Below are 20,479 nucleotides of genomic sequence, written 5' to 3' on the forward strand. Positions count from 1 at the left end.
GGACCTTTTCTTCCAAACTTCATTATTTTCTGGCGCGGCGATATCCCCATATGCGACATAGGTGTGTCTGAATCAGACCCTCAGGCACAAGAAATAAGGCCGGAAAACCAATCGGTGAAATCCGATACCTCGGCTGAGTTGCGAAGGACGGATAAAAAATAGCCCTCACAGGCGGGTGCGGAATCTTTGCTGGCAAGGCGGACTTTGCCCGATTTCAGGGCTTGCTCTGCGATGATAGAATTCACCAGCGCAACACCGCTGCCTGAAACGGCAAGTTGCAGGGCGAGGCCATAGGAATCCACAAAATATGATGGCTTGCGCAGTTTCTGGCCGGTGATTTCACCCCATGACGCCCAACTGTCCGATGTGCCAACGGATTCGATCAGGGGCAGTTCAAGCCAATTGCCGCTTAGATTCGGCGACACCACCGGGACAAGGCGATTGGGATTCAACGGTTTCGCATTTTTCCCGACTTGTTTTTCTGAACCAAAGCGTACCTCAATATCGGCGCGCGATGCTGCGTATTCGTCAGGCCAGATCGTGCTGACAAATCGGAGTGAGGTTTCCGGGTGCTGGGCCTGAAATTCGGGTAATGCCGGCGAGATGACCCATTCGATGATGCTGATAGAGGCTGCCACCGTGATATGGCGAGCTTTTTCTTCGGCCAAATAGGGTGAGGCTGCGGAGTGCAACATATCCAAGGCTGCCTCGACTTGTGGCAGCAGCTTCCGCCCTTCATCCGTCAAAGAAAGACCGCGCGCGTGGCGGTGGAACAGAACGACGCCCAGACGGGTTTCCAAGGCTTTGATTTGTTGGCTGACTGCGGATTGCGTCAACCCGATCTCATCTGCCGCCGCGGTCGAACTGAGCCGCCGCGCGGCCGCTTCGAACGACCGAAACCACGTTAGAGGAGGGAGTGTTTTTGCCATCGGTAACCGACCTATTAGTGCTATTAATACCTAAGGCTCAAGTTCTTTCGTTTGTCAAAAGATGTTTCTAACGGTGATATTTCCTCAAGCAGATTTGGGGAGACGGCAGTGCAGCCAAATATCAGAAAAATAGTGACTTTCGACGAAGAGGTTCTGGTTGAAGGATTTCGGGCAGCGGAACGCCCGTGGCGCATGTTTGCCGTAGCGGCGGTTGTGTCGAACCCCTGGGCTGGCCGGTATGTCGAGGATCTGAGGCCGGAAATTCTGGCCTATGGACCTGTACTGGGGCAAATGTTGACTGACCGGATGGTCACGCTTGCAGGCGGCGGCGAGGTGATCGAAGCCTATGGCAAAGCGGCGGTTGTTGGGCTGGATGGCGAGGTCGAACATGCCTCGGGCCTGATCCACACGCTGCATTTCGGGAATTACTATCGTCAAGCGGTTGGGGCCAAGTCCTATCTGTCCTTCACCAATACCCGCGGTCCGGCGAACACTCCGATCATGGTGCCCATGATGGACAAGAATGATGCCGGGCGTAGATCGCATTATCTGACGCTGCAGTTTGCAATCCCCGACGCACCGCGCGCGGATGAAATTGTGGTCGTGCTGGGTGGCGCAACCTCGGGCCGTCCCCATCATCGGATCGGCGACCGTTATCAGGACCTCAAGGATTTGGGCCATGACGTGGACAACCCGGCCTCGGTCTGAACTCAGCACCCTGGCGGTGATTGATCAGGGCCAAGGGCCGCTGGTTATTCTGCTGCACGGGGTTGGCCTGCGGGCCGAGGCGTGGGGCGCGCAGATCGACGCCCTGGTCGCCGCGGGGTATCGTGTCTTGTGCCCGGATATGCCAGGACATGGTCAGTCGAGCTTTGATCATCCGACTGGCTTGGAGGCCTACGTGCACCGCACGGCGTCCGTGCTGACAGAGCCCGCTGTCTTGATCGGCCATTCAATGGGCGCCCTGATAGCGCTCCGACTGGCGGCGGATGTGCCAGATAGCGTTCTTGGCGTTGCGGCATTGAATGCGATCCATCGGCGTCCGGTTGCCGCGCACAAGGCCGTCGTCGCACGTGCCTCGGCCTTGGAGGTATCGGGGCCAAATGATCCCACGGTCACGTTGCAACGTTGGTTTGGCGAAGCCTCGTCCGCCGAGCGACAGGCCTGCAGGCGCTGGCTAACTGAGGTTGATCCGGCGGCCTACAAATCCGCGTATACCGCTTTTGCCGAAACGGACGGTCCTTCCGATGATGAACTGGCCCGTATCGCTTGTCCCGCCTTGTTCATGACCGGCGCGGATGAGCCGAATTCGACGCCTGAAATGTCTCGGGACATGGCGCGTTTGGTTCCCTCGGGACAAGCGTCAATCATCGCAGGTGCCGCACATATGTTGCCGATGACTCATCCCGCCGAAGTAAACGCACAGCTGTTGGAATTTGTGGGGGGGTGCCAGCCATGACAAGTATGGACCCCCGAGCTTTGCGTGACGCCTTTGGCAGCTTTATGACCGGGGTGACAGTGGTGACGGCACGGGACGAGCACGGTGCGCCGGTCGGGTTCACCGCAAACTCGTTTTCGTCTGTGTCACTTGACCCGCCATTGCTGCTGGTGTGTCCGGGGAAGTTTCTGTCCAGCCACGAAATTTTCGCCAATTGCACCCGGTTTGCGGTGAATGTGCTTGCAGATGGACAGCAAGAGATATCGAACACTTTCGCTGGGTATAAAGGGGACCGGTTTGCAAAGGTCGCGCACAGCAATGGCCTTTTTGATCTACCCCTAATCGACGGGGCGCTGGCGCAGTTTTGCTGCAAGACCCATCAGGTCCTTCCCGCCGGTGATCATACCTTATTGATCGGTGAGGTGGCAGAGTTCTCGCACTCGGTCGGGCAGGGTCTTGGATATGTCGGAGGGTCGTATTTCAGCCTGGGGCTCGAACGTGAAATCGACGCCATGGTACCGACGATCTGCGGCGCGATCATCCGCAAAGATGACAGTGTTTTGCTGGAGCAGAGCAACGGTGCCTATCGTCCCATTCAAATCGCCGGGGTTGAACGCGGCGGGCAGCGAAACCGGTTGACCCAGGGCCTGTCCGAACGTGGACTGAAGGTCGAGGTCGAACAGGTCTATTCCTCATTCGACGATGCGGAAACAAAGCAGCATTACACCTATTTTCTGGCCAGCTGTACCCGACCAACGCCGCTTGAGGGCGCCGAATGGATCAGAACGGATGACCTTCCGAACCTAAAATACGTGTCCGGTGGTGTCCGCCACATGATGACCCGCTATGCGATGGAAGCCAAAGAGGGGGATTTCTCTCTCTACCTAGGTGACGCCTCTCAGGGCGACATTCACAGCTTACGATAAAGGAGCAGGTCAATGGAATTTTCCCTGTTTGCCCATATGGAACGTTTGTCGCCAGATCAGCCGCATGACGTTCTGTATGACGAATTCGTCAGCCTTGTGAAAATGGCGGACGAGGGCGGGATGCGCGCCGTCTGGACTGGCGAGCATCACGGGATGGAGTTCACCATCGCGCCCAACCCCTTTATCTCGCTAGTCGATCTGGCTCATCACACCCGGAATGTACGGCTGGGGACGGGTACGGTAGTCGCCCCGTTCTGGCATCCGATCAAATTGGCCGGAGAGGCCGCCGCGGCAGATCAGATTACCAAAGGCCGGATCGAACTGGGGATCGCACGCGGCGCATATTCTTATGAGTATGAGCGCCTGATGCCGGGGATGGATGCCTGGGAAGCGGGCCAACGGATGCGGGAAACAACCCCTTTGCTTCCGCAAATCTGGCAGGGCGATTGCGCGCATGAGGGTGAGTTTTATTCCTTTCCGGCGACCACATCTGCGCCGAAACCGTTTCAGAAGAACGGTCCGCCGATCTGGATCGCGGCGCGGGACCCCAATAGTCATGAATTCGGTGTCCACAACGGGTTTAACATCCAGGTCACTCCCCTGTGGCAGGGCATGGAAGAGATTGAAACGCTGATGGACCGCTTCAATGCAGCCTGCGACAGCCATACCGGACCGCGCCCCAAAATCATGCTGTTGCATCACACATATGTCGGCAAAGACGCAGACGATGTTGCGCAAGGCGTTCAGGAATTGCGCCGGTATTACAACTATTTCGGTGCCTGGTTCATGAATAAACGCCCGGTCGCACAGGGTTTGATCCAACGAATCACCCAGGACGAGATGGATGCAAACCAGATGTACACAAGTGATAAGCTGGCGCGCGACCTGACGGTTGGTACAGCGCAGCAGGTTATCGACCGGATCAAACGTTATGAAGATTTGGGCTATGATGAGTTTTCGTTCTGGGTCGACAGCGGGATGACGAACGAGCGAAAACGTGCCTCTTTGGCGCGGTTCATCGACGATGTCATGCCAGCCTTTCAGTGAGGAACACTATGGGAAATTTACCGCATTTTCAGCTTTTCATTGATGGCGCCTGGTCTGAGGGGGCGACGTCTCAGGTCATGACATCTGCAAATCCCGCAACTGGGCAGGGGTGGGCTACGTTTTCCTGTGCGGCACCTGAGGATGTCGACAGGGCAGTCGCCGCCGCCAAACGTGCGCTTGATGATCCGCAATGGCGCGACATGACGGCCACCGCGCGCGGCAAGCTTCTTTATCGCCTGGCCGACCTAGTTGCCGAAAACGCTGCACGGCTTGGAAAATTTGAGACAACAGACAGCGGTAAATTGCTGGCAGAAACCTCGGCGCAAACTGGGTATGTCGCGGATTACTACCGCTATTTCGCAGGGCTTGCGGATAAGGTTGAAGGGACGGTTCTGCCCATCGACAAGCCGGATATGCATGTGTTTACCACGCGCGAACCCATTGGTGTTGTCGCGGCTATTGTGCCTTGGAATGCACAAATGTTCCTGACAGCGACTAAGTTGGGCCCGGCGCTTGCGGCTGGGTGTACCGTCGTGCTGAAGGCATCCGAAATCGCGCCGGCCCCGATGCTGGAGTTCGCGCGTTTGATTGAACAGGTAGGATTCCCCGCGGGCGTTGTCTCGGTCATCACCGGGGATGCGGAAAACTGTGCAATTCCACTGACCCGCCATCCCGATCTGGATCGCATCGCCTTTACCGGTGGCCCCGAGACAGCGCGCCATGTGGTCAGGAATTCCGCCGAAAACTTCGCCGTCACTTCGCTGGAGCTTGGTGGCAAATCGCCGATACTTGTTTTTGAAGACGCGGATCTGGATGGGGCCGCAAATGGCCTGATCGCCGGAAACTTTGGCGCGTCAGGGCAAAGTTGCGTTGCGGGCACGCGCGGGCTGGTGCAGCGATCCGTTCTGCAAGATCTGATCGGCCGCATCAAAGAAAAGGCGGGTGCAATCGTTTTGGGTGACCCGCTGGAGGCCGGTACCCATGTCGGACCGCTATGTACCATGGCGCAAGTGAACAAGATCGAAGAGACCCTGGCCAAGTCAGCGGAGCAGGGGGCCGTGGTCCATTTCGGCGGGCAACCTGCGGATCGGCCCGGCAATTACATGAACCCAACACTGGTCGAGTGCATATCGCCCGAGACCGAGACGTTGAAAGTTGAGATGTTTGGCCCGGTTATGTCTCTGCTGCCCTTCGATACCGAAGAAGAGGCCATCGCATTAGCCAACAGCACGGTCTTTGGGTTGGGGTCTGGCGTGTTCACGCAGAATCTGGCGCGGGCGCATCGGGTGTCCAAGCGGATCAAGTCGGGGATTTGTTGGGTTAATACCTATCGCGCGATCTCTCCTATCGCGCCGTTTGGCGGATTCAATCAATCAGGGTATGGCCGTGAAGCCGGGGTTGAGGCGATCCTGGATTACACCCGGACCAAGACCACCTGGATCAGCACCTCGCAAGAGCCGATGGCGAACCCGTTTGTGATGCGCTAGGTCTGTTGTCAGACAGATATCGGAGCGCGGTCATGAAGTTGAAACATCCGAATTTTGAACCTCCGGCAGACGCAAATGACCGGAGGGCGATCGCTCCGGTCATTTGCTATCCGCCCGAAACGATACCGCAACCTGATCTGGCTGCGTTGACCGACCTGAGGCAGCGCGCGGTGAAAACCGCCGAAGTCATAGCAGCCCCGCGTGATGCGGCCTGTATTGAAGTGCCCGCGGGGGCCTTTATTCGGGTGGTGTCGGTCGATGGCGCGCAGGTCGGTGATCTGAACATGTGGTACAAGCACGACCTGACCGAACGGTTCTATTCCGGCAAAACCCGCGCGCTGCATGGCACGCATCTGTCGACCGGGGATCGGATGTGGTCAAGTTTTCCGAATATGCGGCCCATGGCGACCATCGTTACGGATACTCTGGATTGGTATGGGTTCGATGCATTCGGCGGATCGGTGCATGACGTGATCGGGACCCGCTGTGACCCCTATACCGGGCGATTGCTGTCTGGCGATGACTACCATTATTGCTGCCATTCCAACCTGACACGGGCATTGGCCAGCCATTGTGGCCTGCCGCTGCATGAGGCCGAAATGCACGTCCACGACGTGTTGAACGTCTTCATGTGCACCGGATTTACGCAGGACACAGGCCAATACTTCATGAAGGCAAGCCCGGTGCGTCCGGGTGATTATCTGGAATTCTACGCCGAGATTGACCTGATCGTCGGCCTTTCAGCTTGTCCCGGGGGCGATTGCTCGTCCGAGCATTCCTCGGACGCAGCCGCCTGTTATCCATTGGTTATGGAAGTCTATGACCCCGGTGAAGACATCCGAAACGCGCATATTCAGCCCAAGCGATCTGCTTATGATCGCACCCATGGGGCAGGTTAAGAGGTCAGGCGTTGCCCAAGCCGGTCCAGCATCCGACAGCATAGGTCGAGCTGTTCGATCTCGACGTACTCATCTGCTTTATGGGCCTGTGTGATCGAGCCGGGACCGCAGACAATCGCGTGGGTGCCAAGCTGCTGAAACAGGCCAGCTTCAGTGGCGAATGACACAACACCTGTTCCGTTCGCCCCGGTCAGCTCGGCAACCAGTTTGCGGGCGGCGTTTTCTTCCATGGGCTCAAGGCCTGCAACCTCGGCCGTGATATCCTGCGTGATGCTGGCTTCACTATGGACGGCCTGCATTTCGGGCAGCAGGCTGTGCGTCACATAGTCAGTCAGGGTTTGCTTGACGAAATCTGCATCGCTGGCCTGAACCGGGCGCATTTCCCAGCCGACATCGGCTTTGCTGGCAATGACGTTATGGGCGACGCCGCTATTGAAGAACCCCACGTTTATAGTGGTCCAGGGTGGCTCGAAGGGGCTGTTTGTTGGCGCGCGGGATTTCAATATCTGGCGCAGTTCCAGAAGTTTTCCTACATAGCGTGCCGCGTATTCCGCCGCATTAACCCCATCATCCGGGGCCGAGCTGTGTCCTTCGAGCCCGACAAATCGTGTCGTGTATTCATAGCACCCCTTATGCCCTTCGATCAGGCACATTTCGGTGGGCTCTCCGATTATTGCGATATCCGGCACTATTCCTCGTTCGGAAAGATCGTTCACCATGTTCTGCGCGCCCAAACATCCGGTTTCTTCATCATAGGTGAAGGCAAAGTGCAGCGGTTGGGTCAGTTTTCTGGCATCGAGCGTTTCGGCAAGTGCAAGTGCGGCGGCGATGAAGCCCTTCATGTCACAGGTGCCACGTCCGTAAAGTCTGCCATCTTTCTCGGTCATCAAAAACGGGTCTGATGTCCAGTTCTGATCCGCGACGGGAACCACGTCCGTGTGGCCGGATAACAGGATGCCGCCGGGAATGTCTGGGCCTATGGAAGCAAATACATTGGCCTTGGTGCCAGTATCATCCCGGGTTTCGATGCAGCGTGCACCCAAGGCCTGCAACCTGTCCCTTAGATAGCTGATGATCTGAAGATTGCTGTCTGCAGATACCGTTTCAAACGCGATCAGATCGGCGAGGATATCTTGGGTTCTTTGCAGGGTCATGGCTTTACAAACAGCTTTCTTGGGCGGTTACAGAAACATTCGGCAGGACCGGTATCGGTGATCAGGATCGACTCGGTGATCTCTAACCCCCAGTCATTCAACCAGAGGCCAGGCATAAAGTGAAACGTCTTGCCAGGTTCCAGGATTGTCTCATCCTCGGGACGCAGAGATATCGTGCGCTCACCCCAGTCCGGGAGATAGCTCAGACCCACTGGATAGCCGCAGCGCGCGCGGCTTTCAATGTGGACGTATCTGACAATCAGGCATCCACACTGTACGTCGTTCCCCATTAGTATCCTGATTGCGTCCCCACTAGATCGGGTCTGCGTCATGAAAGACCAAAACGCCCTAATGGACGTAGAACGACCACCCCTCGTATCCGGTTAGCCACGTCATGTTCGAAGGATCTTCGAAGAACAGCGCGTCCAGCCCGGCCTTGGCCATGGCTTTTCGTGTTTTGGACAGCCGACGGTCAAATTCCCCCCGCATGAATGCCGGATTCACTTGGCTCATCGGATCCTCGTGTCGTGATTAGAGACGTGTTGACAGAACTTTACGAATCCGATCACGTCAATGGACAACTCAGGAAGGAAATACTGTTGAAACTCAGTTCAAACCCACACCGCGGCAAGGAAAAATTGATTCCTAATGCTCCATTTCCTTCGATAAACGCGGCTCGCGTAGCTGATTTGTTAACAGTTTGCCCTGCAGCAGCGGAAACCAATCTGGTTGAAGCCAAGGATTTGGCCAATGTCGCCGATCTATGGGTCAAAGATGAGCGTGGGCGCATGAACCTCGGGTCATTCAAGGCTTTGGGGGCTGCCTATGTCATCGCCCGTCACGCTGCTGATCTGGCGCAGACACCGGATGAGTCTACTTTACGCGGGAAAACCTATGTCACCGCTAGCGCGGGTAACCACGGGATGAGTGTAGCAGCAGGTGCACGGATATTTGGGGCTGATGCAGTGGTCTATATCGCCGAAACCGTACCTGAAAGTTTCGCGGAACGCCTTCGTGCGCAAAAAGCCAGGGTCGTTCGTCAAGGTACGGATTATGCCGCCAGTATGGAGGCTGCTGGCAAAGCGGCGCAGGATAACGGTTGGACATTGCTATCTGACAGTTCGTGGGACGGGTATTACGAGCTGCCGCACACCCTGATGGAGGGATATCTGCAGATGGCTGCAGAAGCGGTGCGCCAATGCCCAAATGCGCCCACGCATATCATTTTGCAGGCCGGGGTAGGTGGGCTGGCAGGGTCGGTTGCAGCTTATGCGCGCCATGCCTGGGGTGATGGACCCAAAATCATTGTCGTGGAACCCGAAGCGGCCCCTGCGTTGCAAGCCAGTATCGAAGCAGGTACCTGCGTCTTTGCGGATGGGCCTGACAGCATCATGGGGCGGCTGGACTGTAAAGAACCATCGCTGATCGCGCTGAATGGTCTGGCGCGGGATGCAGACTGTTTTCTGACGCTCTCGGATGACGACGTGGTGCGGTATTTACCGGCCATGGCAGAGGCTGGGTTGGCGACAACTGCTTCGGGCGGGGCGGGCGTCGCAGCAGCGATGAATGCAGATGTCTGCGAGGCCCTGAACATTGGAAGCGATGCCCAAGTTCTGTGCATTTTATCCGAAGTACCGGATTGAAGAAGGCCAAGAAGCACCTGAATCCTGCCCTGGAATAAGCGCAGGAAGCGGCAAGTTAAGAGGGTGCAACTGCCCCCAAAGGCAGAATCCGATTGCGCCTGAAAACGCGGGGTTCGCAAATCCGTACCTCTGCCCTATCAAAATGAGATTAATAGCCCCCCAAAGCGCGGTTTCTAGATTGGATTGCACCAGATAATTTTGGCGTTTTCCAATCGGTCAAGGAATTTCGACATGCGAATCTCTCAGCAACTCAGTATCGATGTCGAGGTCTGGGCTGGGAGATGCGTCGGTTTAAATAGCAATTATAACCCATTTAAATAATTAGATTTATGTTGGTGATTGGGAAGTTAAATAGAGGCGAATGAAGCAAGTTAATTACGCCATTCAAGGCCTTGCGTTGCGGACGAGATATCGAAATATCAGTTGAGCTGAAGTGAATTACAGGATTCTTTGTCGCCTAGCTGTCACATTTATGGTTGCGTGGTTGGTCCCCCATGTCCTTAAATAGGGTGGACTGGTCTTTGAGATCCGGATGAACCGGGCAAGCAAAGACCGCACAGGGGAGCCAAGTTGGTAATGTCAAATGACGCAGCGTTCGTCGAATTTCAGCGTGTTCAAAAATCTTATGACGGCGAGATACTCGTCGTAAAAGACCTTAATCTCTCGATGCCAAAGGGTGAGTTTCTAACTATGCTCGGCCCCTCGGGGTCAGGCAAGACAACTTGCCTAATGATGTTGGCCGGATTTGAAACCGCTACTCATGGCGAAATCATGTTGGACGGACGCCCGATCAACAACATTCCACCACATAAGCGCGGGATTGGCATGGTGTTCCAAAACTATGCATTGTTCCCGCATATGACTGTGGCTGAAAACCTTTCGTTCCCGCTTGAAGTGCGCAACATCGGCAAAAGCGATCGGGAAGAAAAAGTGAAGCGTGCGCTGGATATGGTCCAGATGGGCGCCTTTGGCAGCCGTCGTCCGGCGCAACTGTCCGGCGGTCAGCAGCAGCGGATCGCCTTGGCCCGTGCTTTGGTGTTCGAGCCTGAGCTAGTTTTGATGGACGAACCGCTGGGCGCGCTGGACAAGCAATTGCGCGAACATATGCAGTTCGAGATTACCCGTCTGGCGCATGAGCTGGGGATTACGACAGTTTACGTGACCCACGACCAGACAGAGGCGCTGACGATGTCGGATCGCGTGGCCGTGTTCGACGACGGACGCATCCAGCAGCTTGCGCCGCCGGATCTGCTCTATGAAGAGCCCGAAAATAGCTTTGTTGCCCAGTTCATTGGTGAAAACAACACCTTGGAAGGCGCTGTTAAGTCAATCGACGGCGACTCGTGCGTGGTTGCACTGGATGATGGATCAGAAATTGACGCCAAACCGGTCAATGTCAGCGCTGCTGGTGAACGGACCAAAGTTTCAATCCGCCCCGAACGGGTGGAGTTCAACAAAGATCGCCTGCATGCCGATGCGCATACGCTAAAGGCGACTGTCAAAGAATTCATCTATATGGGTGATGTCTTCCGGTTCCGCCTATCTGTGGCGGGCAATGAAGACTTTATCATCAAGACCCGAAACGCTCCCGATGCGGTTCGGTTGTCGCCCGGCCAGGAAGTTGAAATCGGTTGGTTGGCCCATGATTGCCGGGCACTTGACGCCTGATGAAGAACGTCCCCTGGTGGATCGCTGGGGGGTAAATGGCGGCCGGGTTGCCCCGTGATCCGGTCTGTTCAGAAATTTACGGGTATAACAGGGAGTTAACAATGAAAGTTAAAACCACTTTGATGGCAAGCGCCATTGTTGCCGTGGCCGGAGGCGCCATGGCCGAGGAGATGACGATTGTCTCGTGGGGCGGCGCCTATTCCAAGTCACAGCTGAAGGCGTATCACGAGCCCTATTCTGAAAAGAGCGGCATCACTATCCTTAACGATGACAGCTCGGCCGAAGCGGTTGCCAAGCTGCGGGCAATGAACGAAGCGGGCAACATCACCTGGGACGTAGTGGATGTTGTTGCTGCGGACGCAATTCGTCTGTGTGACGAAGGTCTGGCGATGGAGATCGACCCCGACACCATGCTGGCCCCGGCGCCCGACGGCACCTCGGCTGCCGATGATTTCGGTGACCTGCTGGTCAGCGAGTGCTTTATCCCGCAGATCGTGTATTCGACTACATTCGGCTATCGTACAGACTTGGTAGGTGACACACCTCCGACCGATGTCTGCGCCGTATTTGATCTGGAGGCCTATCCGGGCAAGCGTTCACTTGAAAAGCGCGCCATCAACAACATGGAATGGGCGCTGATCTGTGACGGCGTCGCCAAAGATGACGTTTACGACGTTCTGGCGACCCCTGAAGGTCAGGATCAGGCGTTGGCGAAACTGGGAACCATCAAGGACAACGTCGTCTGGTGGTCCGCGGGTGCCGACACGCCGCAGCTTCTGGCCGATGGCGAGATCATCATGGGCTCGACCTATAACGGCCGTCTGTTCAGCGTGATCGAAGAGCAGAAGCAGCCCGTTGCCATGCTGTGGGACGCGCAGATCTTTGACCTGGACGGCTGGATCATCCCCGCCGGTCTGAGCGAAGAGCGTCAGCAGCGTGCGCTGGACTACATCATGTTCGCAACGGACACGCAGCGTCTGGCGGATCAGGCCAAGTACATCTCGTACGGTCCGGCCCGTGCCTCGTCGGCTCCGCTGGTTGGTCAGCATGCCGAGCTTGGCATCGACATGGCGCCGCACATGCCGACCGATCCGGAAAACGCCAAGAACACGTTCCTGTATAACTACGAGTTCTGGGCGGATTACCGCGATGACATCGAAGCGAAATTCCAGGCTTGGCTTGCGAAATAATCGTTTGATTTCATGAAACAGTCGGGGGCGGTGCGCCGCCCCCAGACCCAAGCAGAGTCAAGGGGCACAAATGACTGACGCAAGCCAAAATGCGGGGCCGATGCTGGCAGCGGACGGAACGCCGCTCAAGCAATCGCTGGCACGTTCACTGCGGCGGCAGAAATTACGAGCATTGATGCTCGTCGCTCCGCTTCTGCTATTTGTCATGTTTTCCTTTATCGTGCCGATTGCTTCAATGCTGTTCCGCTCGGTTGAAAACAGCATGGTTTCAGAGACCCTCCCGCTTACTGTGGAAGCCCTGCAAAGCTGGGACGCCCAAAGCGGTGAGCTTCCGGACGAAGCAGTATACGACGCATTTGTTCGCGACATGGTCGTTGCCGTTGATAGCAAAACCCACACCCGCCTTGGCTCGCGTCTGAACTACGAAGAGACTGGCATGTCTTCTTTGTTCCGCCGCTCTGGCCGGAAAATGGGCAAGCTTGACCCTGAAACCGATGGACCGTTCAAGGAACAGATCATAGAGATTCACGAAGGCTGGGGCGATCCTAAGACATGGGCAGTGATCAAGACCCATTCGCCAACGGTTACCAATGGTTATTTCCTGAACGCGGTCGATATGCGCCGCACGCCCGAAGGCGCGCAGTCGCAGCCTGAAGACAAGCAGATTCTGATCAAGCTGTTTGGCCGCACATTGTTCATGTCGCTGGTGATTACGGTGTCCTGCATCTTGTTGGCCTATCCGGTTAGCTACCTGCTGGCGACCCTGCCGATGCGGGTGTCGAACCTGCTGATGATCCTCGTTCTCTTGCCTTTCTGGACCTCACTTCTGGTGCGGACCTCGGCGTGGAAAGTGATGTTGCAACAGCAGGGCGTGATTAATGAAACATTGGTCTGGCTTGGACTTGTGGCCGATGATGCACGACTGGTGATTATCAATAACCAGATCGGTACGATCATTGCGATGACGCATATCCTGCTGCCGTTCATGATCCTGCCGATGTATTCAGTGATGCAGACGATCCCGGTGACTTACACGCGCGCGGCGAAATCCATGGGCGCGACCAACTGGACGACCTTCTGGCGTATCTACTTCCCACAATCCATTCCGGGTATCGGAGCGGGCTCGATCCTCGTGTTCATTCTGTCGATCGGTTACTACATCACGCCTGAAATCGTTGGCGGCACAAAAGGTGTCTTCATCTCGAACCGGATTGCCTATCACATCTCGTCCTCGCTGAACTGGGGGCTGGCTGCGGCCTTGGGTACAATCCTGCTGGGTGTCGTCATGCTGCTCTACTGGGTCTACGACAAGATCGTGGGCATTGATAATGTGAAGTTGGGATAATCGACATGGCTGCACTTACACCGATATCCCGCAAACCGCTCTCCATGGTTCTGCCCAGTGTCGCCTTGGCGGGTGCCTTCGCCGGCGTCTTTGTCGGCGCGGGCAACGGCTCGATCCTTTTGGGCATTCTGGGTGGCGCAGCTCTGATCGCCGCGCTGGCCTGGGTCTACATCAACGTTCTGAAGAACGAAAAACTGGCGCGCTGGATCAATATCCTGGGTTTCGGCATCATCGGTTTCCTGTTGTCAGGTCCGATGGGTGGCATTCTGGGCCTGTTGGGCGGTTGGTTTTTTATCTTCTTTATCTATTGGCTCTATGAAGGCCGGTATCGCCGCAAACTGCTCAGCTATCTGACGCCAAAACAGGTGTTCTATCACTATCTGTTTCGGGTTATCTGCGGTGCGATCTTCGTGTTCCTGATCACCCCGATCCTCGTGGTTCTGCCGCTGTCGTTCAACGCGCAGGACTTCTTTACCTTCACCCCTGAGATGCTGAGTCTGGACCCCGAAGGGTATTCGCTAAAGCATTACCGCGATTTCTTCACCAACAATGAATGGCAGCGCAGCTTCAAGAACTCGCTGATCATCGCGCCGATTGCGACGATCATCTCGGTCTCGCTGGGCACGTTGGCGGCCATCGGCCTCAGCCAGAGCCACGTACCCGGCCGCCGCGTCATCATGGGCGTCCTGATCTCGCCGATGATCGTGCCGTTGATCATCTCGGCCACCGGCATGTTCTTCTTCTACAGCGATATCGGTCGCTTCATGGAAGGCACGCTGGGCATGAACAAGAACTTCGTGGGCTATGTGAAAGTTGTCCTTGCCCACGCCGTTCTGGGCATCCCCTTCGTCATCATCACCGTGACTGCGACGCTGGTGGGCTTTGATCGCTCTCTGACACGGGCGGCGGCGAATATGGGCGCGGGCCCGGTGCGGACGTTCTTCAAGATCCAGATGCCCTTGATCCTGCCGGGCGTGATCTCGGGCGGCCTCTTCGCCTTTATCACCTCGTTCGATGAGGTGGTTGTGGTGCTGTTCGTTGGCTCTGCCAGCCAGAAGACACTGCCATGGCAGATGTTCACCGGCCTGCGCGAACAGATCAGCCCGACCATTCTGGCAGTAGCGACCATCCTTGTGGTGATCTCGATTGCGCTGTTGACCACGGTAGAGCTGCTGCGGCGGCGGTCTGAACGCCTGCGGGGGCTCAGTCCCGCTTGACGCGACTCACAAGGTGATTTAGCGATTTCACCATGCACCCCGGTCACGATGGCGTCGTGACATCTAGGCGGGTGCATGGCTCTCGGTTCCCGAGGCCGCTTGTCCTGAACGCCGGGACTTGTGGCCGGGCTTTGCCTGTCCGGCATCGAGGAGAGACCAAGATGAATGATCTAAACAATCGCCCCGAATTCTTTACCTGCCACAACGGTGACAAGGCGCCTTTGCCCTTTAGTAAGGCGGAATATGCACGCCGTCTGGCCAGCTTGCGCGCCACGATGGCCGCCCGCGATATTCCAGCAGTTCTGCTGACTTCCATGCAAAACATCGCCTATTACTCGGGCTTCTTGTATTGCTCGTTCGGGCGTCCCTACGGTTGCGTTGTCACTCAGGACAAATGCACCACCTTGTCGGCCAATATCGACGCCGGCCAGCCTTGGCGTCGCTCGGTTGAAGACAACGTGATCTATACCGACTGGAAGCGGAACAATTACTGGCGCGCGGTGGCTGATCTGATTGGATCAGCCGGTCGGGTCGGGATCGAAGGCGATCACATGACGCTGGCAATGCGCGACACCGCACTGGATATGCTGGGCCAGCCTGAACTGGTTGATATCGCACCTGACACAATGGCCGCACGCATGGTGAAATCCGCCGAAGAGATCGCGCTGATCAAAGGCGGCGCACACACTGCAGATGTGGGCGGCGCAGCCATTCACGCGGCGATCCGCGAAGGCGCGACCGAGATCGATATCGCCATGGCAGGCCGTGACGCGATGGAGGCCGAGATTGCTCGTGCCTATCCAGAGGCCGAGTACCGCGACACTTGGGTCTGGTTTCAATCCGGCCTGAACACTGATGGCGCACATAACCCGGTCACCAAGCGGGCGCTGGAAAAGGGCGATATCCTGTCGCTGAACACATTCCCGATGATCTCGGGCTATTACACTGCGCTGGAACGCACCTTGTTTCTGGGCGAACCCGACGCCGATAGCCTGCGCATCTGGAAGGCAAACGTCGCCGCGCATGAGTTGGGGTTGAGCCTGATCAAACCGGGCGCGACCTGCTCGGGGATCACGGCTGAGATCAACCGTTTCTTCGCCGACGAAGGCCTGCTGCAATACCGGTCCTTTGGCTATGGCCATTCCTTCGGCATACTCAGCCATTACTACGGTCGTGAAGCGGGTCTTGAACTGCGCGAGGATATCGACACGGTTTTGGAACCCGGCATGGTCGTGTCCATCGAGCCGATGCTGTGGATACCTGAAGGTCAGAAAGGCGCCGGCGGCTATCGTGAGCATGACATTCTTGTGGTCGAAGAGGCCGGAGCTGAAAACATCACCGGCTTCCCCTATGGGCCAGAACACAACACGATCAGCGCCTGATCACATGGGCAGGAAGGGCGATCAGCCCTTCTTGCCCCGTTCGTGAAAGATGAAGCCGATAAAGTTCAGCAGCACCTGTGCCGCCAGAATCTGCGTGCTTTCGGTTGGGTCGTAACTTGGGGCGACTTCAACAAGGTCGATCCCGACCACGTCACCGCGTTTCGCCAGCCCCTGAAGAATTTCCAGCACATCGTAATACAAAAACCCGCCATGGCTGGGCGTACCCGTGCCAGGTGCGATTGAGGGGCAAAACGCGTCGATATCAATCGTAACGTAATACCTCGCGCCCTCGGGGATGCGCTCCAATACACCCTCGGTGCCCAACTTGCGCACCTGTCGTACGGACAAGATGTCCGAGCCGCGAGCGCGGGCATCCTCATACCCTTCCTTGGCGGTTGATGACACGTTTCGGATCCCCAACTGGGTCATGCCGGCGACATAAGGCTTTTCAATCGCCCGCCGCATCGGATTGCCGTGGCCAGCAGTGACGCCATGACGCTCGTCAACGAAATCCAGATGCGCGTCGATCTGGACCACATGGATCGGACCGTTCTGCGCGCAATCTGAGGCAAAGGCGTTGATGCAGGGGATATTCACCGAATGATCGCCGCCGATGGTGACGGGCAGGGCGCCTGCGGACAGAATACGTTCGACGCCGTATTGAATATTGGCGTGGCTCTCATCTGTCTTGGTGTGGATAATATCGGCATCCCCAATATCGACCATCCGCACCGATCCATCCAGATAAGTGGCGTCATCCTCATGGTCATAGGCCCCGGCATGGCCAAAGCTGAACAGGGTTGAGGCCTCGCGTACAGCACGGGGCCCAAAGCGCGCGCCGGACCTCCATTGAGTGCCAAAGTCGAAAGGCGCCCCCATGACTGCGACATCCGCGTCGATATTGTCCCAATCCTCGACATACGGCGCTTTGCCGAAGGTCGAAATGCCGACGAAAGGCAGATTAAGCCGCCCACCGCTATACCCATGTGATGACATGGCGAGTTTCCCGTTTCTTGCTGTTCAACGGCAGCTTAGACAGGAATTCATAGCTGCGATAGGTGGGGGCTGTGGGCTTGATTATCCGATTGTGCGAAGTGTATCTGGTGCAGGCATTATAAAGGAACAGCCGTGGGCCATCATGAACTGCCACCGGGAACGGGTGTCTACTATATCAATCTGGATCGGGTACCCGAGCGGCGCAACTTTATGGAGGCACAGTTCGCCCATACCGGGCTGATCGGGGCCGCGCGTTTCAGTGCGACCGACGCGCAACAAGAAGGCGCACTGGATGGTCACGGCTATGTTGCCGGTTCCGGCAGCCGCTGGGGTCTGAAACAAAGTGAAGTCGCTTGTTTCGAAAGCCATCGCGCCGTTTGGAAGCGTGCCGTTCAGCAAGACCTGAAGGCTGTTGCGATCTTTGAAGACGATGTCGAAATGTCGACCCAAGCTGGCGGTGTGATTGCCAGATTGCTCGAAGCAGGGTCAGGGTTCGACTTCCTAAAGCTGGACTATTCCCCCCGGGTGCTGCGGTTTGGGCCAGAACTACAGATTTCCGGCGTACCGGTTCGCCCGATGCTGGAAATGGCACCCAGCGCGGCCGCATATATCCTGTCGCAGGCGGCCTGCCGTAAATTGCTGATGTGGTCCGAGAAATACTCGGATCACCTGGATGATTTCGTATCTATCCCCCGCCCGGATTGGCAAATGTATCAGTGTTTTCCAGCAGTCGGCGTTCAAATGATCTGGTCGAAACAGCAAGATCAGGCTGAAGATTCCGTGAAAGTCAGTGAACGTTCACAAAACAGAAAGACCAATAGCGGTCTGGATAAGGGACCCCTGTGGTTTCGCATTCGTCGCGAATTGCAGGCCGCGAAACGCAAGTTGTATTGGCGCCAGAGAGGCGAAGCCCGATTGCTTGAAAGCGGGGGGTATGTCGGATTTATCCCCTGTGCCGAAGACCTGAGGGTTTAGTTTAGATCATGAGCTGATCACGTCTTTTCAACCAAGCAAAAATAGTAATTCTCGATAAGCGTTAACAAAACTGTCAATTTGATATAAACTTCCAGTGTTGTTGGTGTTTTTCCGGTTTGGGGTTGGTGTGGGTCAGACAATCTATGAGCATTATGGCGGTTTCAAAACGATCAGTCGGATCGTAATGACTTTTTACGAAATGGCACTGGAGTCTGATCAGATCGGTGACCATTTCGAAGATATCGACATGCCAAGGCTGATTGATCACCAGACCAAGTTCGTATCGTCTCTGATCGGTGGTCCGACATCATTTAGCGATGATCGAATTGAAGCGGTTCACAGAAATCTGAACATCTCGCACGCAGATTTTGACGAAATGGCAGATCTGTTTGGTGAAGCGCTGGCGTTACATGGAATGGAAGATCGGCACGTAAAGATTGCCTTGGGAGCGATCGAATCCAAACGCGCAATTATTGTTACGCGCGATGCGGCATGAGTATTCTTGCGATCAATGAACAACTGCTGCGCGCGATCGGTGTTGGTGTCGCAGTGGTTCGGGCGTCAGATCTTACATTCGTATTCTGCAATGGCCCTTTTCAGGAATGGTTTGGCCCACCGGCTAATGGACAGACATTGTTGGATATTTTTCCTGACCTTGATGCGCGTGAACTTGAAGACGTAAAGCAATCGGGGCTCAGATACTCGGTCGAATTGCAGATCAAGCCGAAACGCAGGACATTGGTTTTCGCAACGGCAGTTTCTCTGGCAAACGGTCTTTCGGAACAGGTTCTGGTCATCGAGTTTCAGAACATCACCAAAATCCGCGAACTTGAAAGCATGATTGACAGCTACTCGACCATGGTCGAACGCAACACGCGCGAGTTGGAGCGTGAGAAAGAGCGGGTTGAAAGGCTGTTGCTGAACCTGATGCCGCGCGCTGTTTATGAAGAATTCAAGACATTCGGTGTGGTCACGCCGCAGCTTTACGATCAGGTGTCAGTTGTGATGCTGGACTTTGTGGGGTTCACGGATTTTGCCGCCAAGACGGACCCGACGGTTACCCTAAGCGAGTTGAATGACATCTTTACGGCCTTTGACCGGATTGTCGAACAGTTCGGATGTGAGCGGATCAAGACTATTGGCGATGCTTATCTTGCGGTGTCAGGCATGCCGGATGCTACGCCAGATCATGCGACTGCTGCTGCCCATTGTGCGGTCAGGTTCCTTCGCTATCTTGAGCGGAGAAATGAAAGCCACCCGCACAAGTGGCAGGCACGTGTGGGGCTGGGTATGGGGCCGGCGGTGGGATCAGTGGTTGGTATTCAGAAATATGTCTATGATGTTTTCGGACCCGCCGTGAACATCGCATCCCGACTGCAAGTCTTTGCAAACCCAATGAATATTGTTGCGCCTGAAGAAATGAAATACGCCCTGATTGACGAGTTTCAGGTCTCTGATATCGGGCGTGTGGACATCAAGGGTATGGGTGAGATGGATCTGATTAATGTCACATCCGGTCTCAGCATACCGCAACGGAAACCGGTGTTCTGACGGCTTTATTCGTCCGGAGGCACCAGCCCTAGTCCCCGCAAATAAATACCGATCCCCGTTTCCAAAAGATCTTCGGGCGGGAAGGGTGCGGTGGCGCCGGTGTTACGGGCAAACAATTCGACTACACCGTGACTCAGCGCCCAGATATGTGCGCTGAACATTGAAGCCGGCGGACGTTTTTCCGGCGGAATATGTTGCGACAGATCGGCTGCAGCTTTTTCTAGAACATCTCTGGCCCGGTTTGCAGCCAGGGCAAGCTCTGGGGTACGGTTGACCGAAATCCCACTTTCGAACATCGCGATATAGTGGCCAGGATTCTTGCGAGCAAAGGCCAGATAGGCGCGCCCGGTTGCTTCGAACGCAGCCAGCGCTGAAGGCTGGCCTTTGTCATAAGCGAATTGAATTAGATCGGCGAACATCTCGAACCCCTGACGCGCCGCCTCGGCGATCAGGTCCTCGCGCCCGTGATAGTGGCGATAAACAGCTGCAGGCGTGACGCCTGCCGCTTTTGCAGCCTCTGACAGGGTGAACCCGGTCGGACCCTTTTCCTCGATCAGGGACAGAGCTGCGTCGATCAGAGCCTGTTTCAGGTTGCCGTGGTGATACCCGCGTTTTGTCATCCCTGATTCAGA

20 protein-coding genes and 1 pseudogene are annotated in these 20,479 nt (G+C 56.0%); 15 read left to right on the top strand and 6 right to left on the bottom strand.

Annotated elements, in window-relative coordinates; translation table 11 throughout:
* Positions 1-80: 80 nt before the first annotated feature.
* A complete protein-coding gene (locus AC2FFF_RS01325; RefSeq protein ID WP_281972198.1) occupies positions 81-929 on the bottom strand; it encodes a LysR family transcriptional regulator in 849 nt (282 codons plus the stop codon).
* A 108-nt stretch (positions 930-1,037) separates the two neighbouring features.
* Between AC2FFF_RS01325 and AC2FFF_RS01330 the strand changes: the two genes are divergently transcribed.
* The 6 genes from AC2FFF_RS01330 to AC2FFF_RS01355 are packed head-to-tail and all read left to right on the top strand — an operon-like array spanning position 1,038 to position 6,726.
* Positions 1,038-1,637, top strand: coding sequence for an amino acid synthesis family protein (locus AC2FFF_RS01330; protein WP_142634190.1), 600 nt, complete (start codon positions 1,038-1,040; stop codon positions 1,635-1,637).
* Entirely contained in the window at positions 1,609-2,388 is a 780-nt protein-coding gene (locus AC2FFF_RS01335) for an alpha/beta fold hydrolase (RefSeq protein WP_271946763.1), read from the top strand. The genes AC2FFF_RS01330 and AC2FFF_RS01335 overlap by 29 nt, the downstream gene beginning before the upstream one ends.
* A complete protein-coding gene (locus AC2FFF_RS01340; RefSeq protein WP_496750521.1) occupies positions 2,385-3,293 on the top strand; it encodes a flavin reductase family protein in 909 nt (302 codons plus the stop codon). The genes AC2FFF_RS01335 and AC2FFF_RS01340 overlap by 4 nt, the downstream gene beginning before the upstream one ends.
* Before the next feature lie 12 nt (positions 3,294-3,305).
* Entirely contained in the window at positions 3,306-4,340 is a 1,035-nt protein-coding gene (locus AC2FFF_RS01345; protein ID WP_496750519.1) for an LLM class flavin-dependent oxidoreductase, read from the top strand.
* Between the two features lie 8 nt (positions 4,341-4,348).
* Positions 4,349-5,827, top strand: a complete 1,479-nt coding sequence (locus AC2FFF_RS01350; protein ID WP_496750517.1) for an aldehyde dehydrogenase — start codon at positions 4,349-4,351, stop codon at positions 5,825-5,827.
* Between the two features lie 32 nt (positions 5,828-5,859).
* Positions 5,860-6,726 (top strand): urea carboxylase-associated family protein, encoded by an 867-nt coding sequence (locus AC2FFF_RS01355; RefSeq protein ID WP_282021309.1) that lies wholly within the window; start codon positions 5,860-5,862, stop codon positions 6,724-6,726.
* Here the strand turns inward: AC2FFF_RS01355 and argE are convergent.
* The 3 genes and pseudogenes from argE to AC2FFF_RS01370 all read right to left on the bottom strand — a co-directional run bounded on the left by argE (position 6,723) and on the right by AC2FFF_RS01370 (position 8,393).
* The gene (gene argE, locus AC2FFF_RS01360) at positions 6,723-7,880 is read right to left on the bottom strand and encodes an acetylornithine deacetylase (RefSeq protein ID WP_282021308.1); all 1,158 of its coding nucleotides are present in this window, start codon (positions 7,878-7,880) and stop codon (positions 6,723-6,725) included. The two genes, AC2FFF_RS01355 and argE, sit on opposite strands and share 4 nt — an antisense overlap.
* Positions 7,877-8,122, bottom strand: a pseudogene (locus AC2FFF_RS01365) (M24 family metallopeptidase); the annotation flags it as partial. The gene argE and the pseudogene AC2FFF_RS01365, both read right to left, overlap by 4 nt.
* A gap of 106 nt (positions 8,123-8,228) precedes the next feature.
* On the bottom strand, positions 8,229-8,393 hold the full coding sequence (locus AC2FFF_RS01370) for an aminopeptidase P family N-terminal domain-containing protein (protein ID WP_425595578.1): 165 nt from the start codon (positions 8,391-8,393) through the stop codon (positions 8,229-8,231).
* Positions 8,394-8,479: 86 nt separating this feature from the next.
* Between AC2FFF_RS01370 and AC2FFF_RS01375 the strand changes: the two genes are divergently transcribed.
* The 6 genes from AC2FFF_RS01375 (at position 8,480) to AC2FFF_RS01400 (ending at position 16,325) form a co-directional block, all read left to right on the top strand.
* Positions 8,480-9,523, top strand: coding sequence for a pyridoxal-phosphate dependent enzyme (locus tag AC2FFF_RS01375; protein ID WP_281972193.1), 1,044 nt, complete (start codon positions 8,480-8,482; stop codon positions 9,521-9,523).
* A gap of 576 nt (positions 9,524-10,099) precedes the next feature.
* Complete coding sequence (locus tag AC2FFF_RS01380) at positions 10,100-11,191, top strand: ABC transporter ATP-binding protein (protein WP_142634174.1); 1,092 nt, start codon at positions 10,100-10,102, stop codon at positions 11,189-11,191.
* A gap of 101 nt (positions 11,192-11,292) precedes the next feature.
* Positions 11,293-12,381: an extracellular solute-binding protein gene (locus AC2FFF_RS01385; protein ID WP_142634172.1), complete on the top strand. Its 1,089-nt coding sequence runs from the start codon at positions 11,293-11,295 to the stop codon at positions 12,379-12,381.
* A gap of 70 nt (positions 12,382-12,451) precedes the next feature.
* Complete coding sequence (locus tag AC2FFF_RS01390; protein WP_271946783.1) at positions 12,452-13,726, top strand: ABC transporter permease; 1,275 nt, start codon at positions 12,452-12,454, stop codon at positions 13,724-13,726.
* 5 nt (positions 13,727-13,731) lie between these two features.
* Complete coding sequence (locus AC2FFF_RS01395; RefSeq protein WP_281972192.1) at positions 13,732-14,943, top strand: ABC transporter permease; 1,212 nt, start codon at positions 13,732-13,734, stop codon at positions 14,941-14,943.
* Between the two features lie 161 nt (positions 14,944-15,104).
* On the top strand, positions 15,105-16,325 hold the full coding sequence (locus AC2FFF_RS01400) for an aminopeptidase P family protein (RefSeq protein ID WP_496707972.1): 1,221 nt from the start codon (positions 15,105-15,107) through the stop codon (positions 16,323-16,325).
* Between the two features lie 21 nt (positions 16,326-16,346).
* Here AC2FFF_RS01400 and speB read toward each other — a convergent pair whose 3' ends face one another.
* Complete coding sequence (gene speB / locus AC2FFF_RS01405; RefSeq protein WP_142634164.1) at positions 16,347-17,321, bottom strand: agmatinase; 975 nt, start codon at positions 17,319-17,321, stop codon at positions 16,347-16,349.
* Positions 17,322-17,453: 132 nt separating this feature from the next.
* Here speB and AC2FFF_RS01410 point away from each other — a divergent pair, with 132 nt between their 5' ends.
* The 3 genes from AC2FFF_RS01410 to AC2FFF_RS01420 all read left to right on the top strand — a co-directional run bounded on the left by AC2FFF_RS01410 (position 17,454) and on the right by AC2FFF_RS01420 (position 19,847).
* Complete coding sequence (locus AC2FFF_RS01410) at positions 17,454-18,296, top strand: glycosyltransferase family 25 protein (protein WP_281972190.1); 843 nt, start codon at positions 17,454-17,456, stop codon at positions 18,294-18,296.
* 127 nt (positions 18,297-18,423) lie between these two features.
* Positions 18,424-18,792 (top strand): group I truncated hemoglobin, encoded by a 369-nt coding sequence (locus AC2FFF_RS01415; RefSeq protein WP_271946797.1) that lies wholly within the window; start codon positions 18,424-18,426, stop codon positions 18,790-18,792.
* Positions 18,789-19,847 (top strand): adenylate/guanylate cyclase domain-containing protein, encoded by a 1,059-nt coding sequence (locus tag AC2FFF_RS01420; RefSeq protein ID WP_271946800.1) that lies wholly within the window; start codon positions 18,789-18,791, stop codon positions 19,845-19,847. Before AC2FFF_RS01415 ends, AC2FFF_RS01420 begins: the two co-directional genes overlap by 4 nt.
* A gap of 5 nt (positions 19,848-19,852) precedes the next feature.
* Here the strand turns inward: AC2FFF_RS01420 and AC2FFF_RS01425 are convergent, their stop codons facing one another.
* Complete coding sequence (locus AC2FFF_RS01425) at positions 19,853-20,467, bottom strand: TetR/AcrR family transcriptional regulator (RefSeq protein WP_142634158.1); 615 nt, start codon at positions 20,465-20,467, stop codon at positions 19,853-19,855.
* Positions 20,468-20,479: the final 12 nt, after the last annotated feature.

The organism is Ruegeria sp. YTSA226 (genome assembly GCF_059609905.1).